General features: G+C 56.9%; 6 protein-coding genes and 1 pseudogene. 1 reads left to right on the top strand and 6 read right to left on the bottom strand.

The window, feature by feature from the left end:
- The coding region (locus tag ACSZPU_RS23625; RefSeq protein WP_499003900.1) for a TetR family transcriptional regulator at nucleotides 1-209 on the bottom strand (209 nt) is incomplete at its 3' end.
- Between the two features lie 244 nt (nucleotides 210-453).
- On the opposite strand from ACSZPU_RS23625, the pseudogene ACSZPU_RS23620 reads away from it, so the two are divergent.
- Nucleotides 454-753: pseudogene (locus ACSZPU_RS23620) on the top strand (methylated-DNA--[protein]-cysteine S-methyltransferase); the annotation flags it as partial.
- Nucleotides 754-762: 9 nt separating this feature from the next.
- Here ACSZPU_RS23620 and nei read toward each other — a convergent pair.
- The 5 genes from nei to ACSZPU_RS23595 all read right to left on the bottom strand — a co-directional run bounded on the left by nei (nucleotide 763) and on the right by ACSZPU_RS23595 (nucleotide 4,499).
- On the bottom strand, nucleotides 763-1,554 hold the full coding sequence (gene nei / locus ACSZPU_RS23615) for an endonuclease VIII (protein WP_499003897.1): 792 nt from the start codon (nucleotides 1,552-1,554) through the stop codon (nucleotides 763-765).
- A gap of 12 nt (nucleotides 1,555-1,566) precedes the next feature.
- Nucleotides 1,567-2,307, bottom strand: coding sequence for a 5-oxoprolinase subunit PxpA (pxpA, locus tag ACSZPU_RS23610; RefSeq protein ID WP_499003894.1), 741 nt, complete (start codon nucleotides 2,305-2,307; stop codon nucleotides 1,567-1,569).
- Nucleotides 2,297-3,229, bottom strand: a complete 933-nt coding sequence (gene pxpC / locus ACSZPU_RS23605) for a 5-oxoprolinase subunit PxpC (protein ID WP_499003890.1) — start codon at nucleotides 3,227-3,229, stop codon at nucleotides 2,297-2,299. The genes pxpA and pxpC overlap by 11 nt, the downstream gene beginning before the upstream one ends.
- Nucleotides 3,223-3,879 (bottom strand): 5-oxoprolinase subunit PxpB, encoded by a 657-nt coding sequence (gene pxpB, locus ACSZPU_RS23600; RefSeq protein ID WP_499003888.1) that lies wholly within the window; start codon nucleotides 3,877-3,879, stop codon nucleotides 3,223-3,225. The genes pxpC and pxpB overlap by 7 nt, the downstream gene beginning before the upstream one ends.
- Before the next feature lie 125 nt (nucleotides 3,880-4,004).
- Nucleotides 4,005-4,499 (bottom strand): fimbrial protein, encoded by a 495-nt coding sequence (locus ACSZPU_RS23595; protein ID WP_499003903.1) that lies wholly within the window; start codon nucleotides 4,497-4,499, stop codon nucleotides 4,005-4,007.
- Nucleotides 4,500-4,593: the final 94 nt, after the last annotated feature.

The following is a 4,593-nucleotide window of genomic DNA, read 5'->3' as shown; positions in this document are numbered from 1 at the left end:
TAGTGTCCATGTTCGTGAAAGTGTCCATGGTAGAAAACACGGGCAAAAATAAAAGACGGTCTGGATGAGACGCTTACGTGGGTTAATCCGGCAGCCGCCATAATTTCAGAGACACTCGCCGACTGAATGCCCTTTTCCTTAAATTCACGGGCGGCGATATCGACGATCCGCTTACGGGTTTCAGCCGTTTCTGCCTTTGATTTTTTCATGACACATGTCCTGACGTTGCACGTGGGGCGCAAAAATAGCGCTCCCACGCGATGCTTAATTTCACTCAGTAACAGGCGTTGCTGGCGTCTCCTCTATTTAGAATCAATCCGTCATCTAAATTCAACCCTTTCCTGTTTTTTCACACCGTTATGTGCATCCGAACGCACGAAACGGTACGCTATTTACGCGCGATGCAGGCCAGTACACCCAGCACCGCCCCGCCCGCGCATAGCGAATCGTGGATTTACAGGCACCGAGTTCCGGAAATCAATCTGGTCGGCACTGCTGTCCATTCCGTTTGGCGAAACGCGAACCTACAGCCAGATAGCCGGGCAAATTGGTAATCCGGCTGCGGTCAGAGCGGTGGACGCTGCCAATGGCAGAAACCCGATTGCGATTATTGCTCCCTGCCATCGGGTGATTGGTGCAGACGGCAGTCTCACCGGGTTTGCCGGTGGGCTGGAGGCCAAAGAGTATCTACTCAAACTGGAAGGGATAACGGTGAGCTCGCGCGGAATGATGCGCCAGCAATCATTATTCTGATACGCGGGATTATTTCTGACACCCCGGGCAGCCGTAAAACGGGCGCGAAGAGAGGGTCGATTTCTCGATAGTCCCGCCGCAGCGTTCGCACGCCTCCCCGGCCCGGTGGAACACGTTAAAGCGAAACAGCGCGCCGTGATGGTGGTTTTCATCCACTACGCCGCGCGTCTGGTAAGACAGGCGGGGAATATCGAGCAGCGCCTGCGTCAGTGTGTCCAGTTGCGCCTCGCTGAGATCGACCGCTTTATGCTGCGGCGCCAGTGCTGCATGCCACAAGATTTCAACGCGCAAATAGTTTCCCAGCCCGGCGAGAAACGCCTGGTCAAGCAGCAGGCCGGAGAACTGACGGCGGCAGAACCGGGGCGATAGCAGCCGCGCTTTAACCTGCTCCGCGGTCAGCGACATATCCAGCACATCCGGGCCCACGCGCTGTAAGAACGGATGCACCGCCAGCTCGTCGGCAGTCAGCATCTCAATATCCGAGGCACTGTAGAGCAAAATCGCCTTGTCTTTCGCGGCCAGCCGTACACGCAACACGCGGTTGGTTTCAGCCACCTCTCCCGCATCGACCACCCGCCAGACGCCATACAGCTGGTTGTGGCTGTACATCGTCATGCCATTAGAAAAGTGGGTCAACAGCGCTTTGCCGCGCGTTTCAATGCGTTCCACTCGTTCGCCTATCAGCACTGGAGCAAAGGATTGTAGCTGGGGAAAAGCGAACCAGGCATCGGTGAGCGGTTTACCTTTGATAGCCGCTTCGAGACTGTCTGCCGCGCGGCGAATTTCCGGGCCTTCTGGCATCACAACATCCTTTTATATTTCTGCACTTACAACAATACCACGCTGGTCAAATGCCTCGCGCAGACGGCGGGCAAACGCCAGCGCATGTTCACCATCGCCATGCAGGCAGACGGTTTGTGCCCGCAGCGCAACGTCATGTCCGTTAACGCTTTTAACCTTGCCGGATAAAACCATCTCCAGCGTTTGCGCCAGCGCTATCTCTTCATCGGCAATCAACGCCCCCGGCTGCGAACGCGGCACCAGCGTGCCATCGTCCTGATAACCACGGTCGGCAAACACTTCCTCACGCGGGGCGATGTTCACACGCTTTGCAGCGCGAATCAGCTCACTGCCGGCAAGGCCAACGAGGATTAACGCAGGATCACAGTCGCACACCGCACGGGCGATAGCGTCCGCCAGCTGCGGGTCGACGGCAGACTGGTTGTAGAGCATGCCGTGCGGTTTAACGTGCTGCATGCGGCCCCCTTCGGCACGCACAATCGCCGCCAGTGCACCGCACTGGTAGAGCGTTTGTGCGTACACCGTTTCAGGCGGTAACAGCATCGCCGTGCGGCCAAAATTGTCCCGATCCGGAAAGCTCGGGTGCGCGCCCACCGCGACGCCATTTTTTAGCGCTTCCCGCACGCATTCCCGCATAGTTTGCGCATCGCCCGCATGAAAACCACAGGCGATATTGGCCGAGGAGACCAGTTGCAGGAGCGCGGCATCACTACCGCACCCTTCCCCCAGATCGGCGTTTAAATCAACCTTCATTACGCAGCCGCCATGATAATTGTTCCAGATAGCGTTGCTGATCCTGCCGCGCTGCCAGCGCCTCTTCCAGGGTACAGGGAATAAAATGTACCGGCTGACCGAGTGGGATCTGCGCCAGATGGTACATATCGGCCTCAATAATGCAGGCAATACGCGGGTAACCGCCGGTAGTCTGGGCGTCATTCATCAGGACAATCGGCTGGCCATTCGACGGCACCTGTACCACACCGGGTAAAAGCCCGTGCGACACCAGTTCGCGGTCGGTCGTGCGGATCAACTGCTGCCCCTGCAGCCGATAACCCATACGGTTACTTTGCGGGCTGAGCTGCCAGGGGACACGCCAGAAGGCCTCTTGCGAGGCTTTATCAAATTCCTGATATTCCGGCCCCGGCAGCGCGCGAATGCGGTTGCCCCACAGCAGCTGCTTCACCCCTTGAGGCCCATTAAACGTCCGCGCGACATCGCGCAGCGGGATCTCATCGCCATCGCGAAGCAGACGCCCTTCCAGCCCGCCTACACCGGTTTTTAAATCGGTACTGCAAGAACCCAGCACTTCCGGCACGTCCAGACCACCTGCCACCGCCAGATAGCTGCGCATGCCGTGATGCGGGCGCTTAAGCACCAGCTTTTGCCCTGCCTGTACCGGGTAGCGCCAGCCTGTCCAGACGGCTTTCCCGTCGAGTTTCGCCTCGCATCCCGCGCCCGTCAGTGCAAACCAGGTACTACGTGCGAACATCACTTCACACTGGCCGAGCGTTATCTCCAGCCCTGCCGCATCGCCTTCATTACCAACCAGAGCGTTGGCGATGTGCAGCGCGGGGCCATCCAGCGCGCCGCAATAACTCACACCGGATTGCCGCAATCCAACGCGTTTACCCGCCTGAATGGTGGTGTAGATACCCGCGCGAAGAATTTTTAGCATATGCCCTCCTTACGTGGGATAAAGCGCAGCGTATCACCAGGACGAAGTAATACAGGATCGGAAAGCGAGGGGTTAAACAGCGGCAGTTCGGTGCGGCCAATCAGGTTCCAGCCGCCCGGCGTTTCCAGAGGATAGATACCCGTTTGCGCACCGCCAATGCCGACAGAGCCGGCGGGGACATGTACGCGGGGTTCAGCACGACGCGGCGTGGCGAGATTTTCCGGCATGCCCCCCAGATACGGGAAACCCGGCTGAAAACCTAAAAACCACACCACATAGTCGATAGAGGCGTGAAGTTCGACAACCTGCTTTTGCGTAAGCCCGGTGTGACGTGCCACATCCGGCAGATCCGGCCCGGCTTCACCGCCGTAGATAACCGGAATGTCGATTGTTCGCGATTCCGGCTCCAGCGCGTCGCTCTCTTCCCACCAGCGCTGTAAACGCTCAATGGCGTCCAGCGCCAGCGATTGCGGATCGCGCAATACCACGGTGATGTTATTCATCCCCGGAATGGCTTCCACCACATCGGGCACCTCAGCCAGACGCTGCGTTAAGCGCCAGATGCGTTTTTGCGTCGCAAGCGTAACCGGAGATTCCAGCTCCAGTACGACGGCTGTCTCACCTAACAGATAACAACGTGCTCTCTGCACTCTCCCGCTCCTTTCGCCACAGGTACGTTATCAATACGTAAAATAAGATAACGCGCCCGGCCACATCCGTCGATAATCAGATCCCGTATAGCGGGCAGTTATTGGATGTGAAAGCGCCGGAGGGGTTAGTGATAACTCATCAGATAAGTAACTTTCCCGTTGGCTTTCCCTGCCGTAACACCGCTTATTGAGGCCGCCGTCTGCATATAGCACGCCACCAGTGGAATAGTGTAGTTTGTGCCTTGCGTCGGAGACATGGTGTAAGCCTTTGTCCCCTTTTCCGAGGAAAAATCCACTAATTGAGGTGATGCAGAGGTACCCCACGCCAGTTGTATTCCTACGCCCTCTGCCGCCTGAGCGCCTACGTCCAGAGGCATAATCCCCTGATTACTGGTGGACGCATTATTTGGTACCAGGGTAATAGTCATCGTATTATCACGGGTGACATCTTTAAGTTCGCGTTGGCCAGTACCATAAAATACCGGGCAATTGATCAACCGGATGCTGGCATCCACCCAGGGAGTGGCAAATTTTCCCCCTTCTCTGTTGCTGCGGTCTGAAATTTGCCGCACACCCAGATTCACCGTACTGTCCGTAGTATCGCAGGTGGCAGATAAAATATGGAATTTTCCTTTTTGTTAATGGCGGATTCAACTCCGAAGTGCAACGCTAAGCCGCCAATCTTAGCTCTGCAAACACCACAGACGGTTGCCT

It is taken from the genome of Phytobacter sp. V69, assembly GCF_965644215.1.
GTDB lineage: Bacteria > Pseudomonadota > Gammaproteobacteria > Enterobacterales > Enterobacteriaceae > Phytobacter.
The sequence above is the reverse complement of the archived record's forward strand: the minus strand, read 5'-3'. Positions and strand labels throughout refer to the sequence as shown.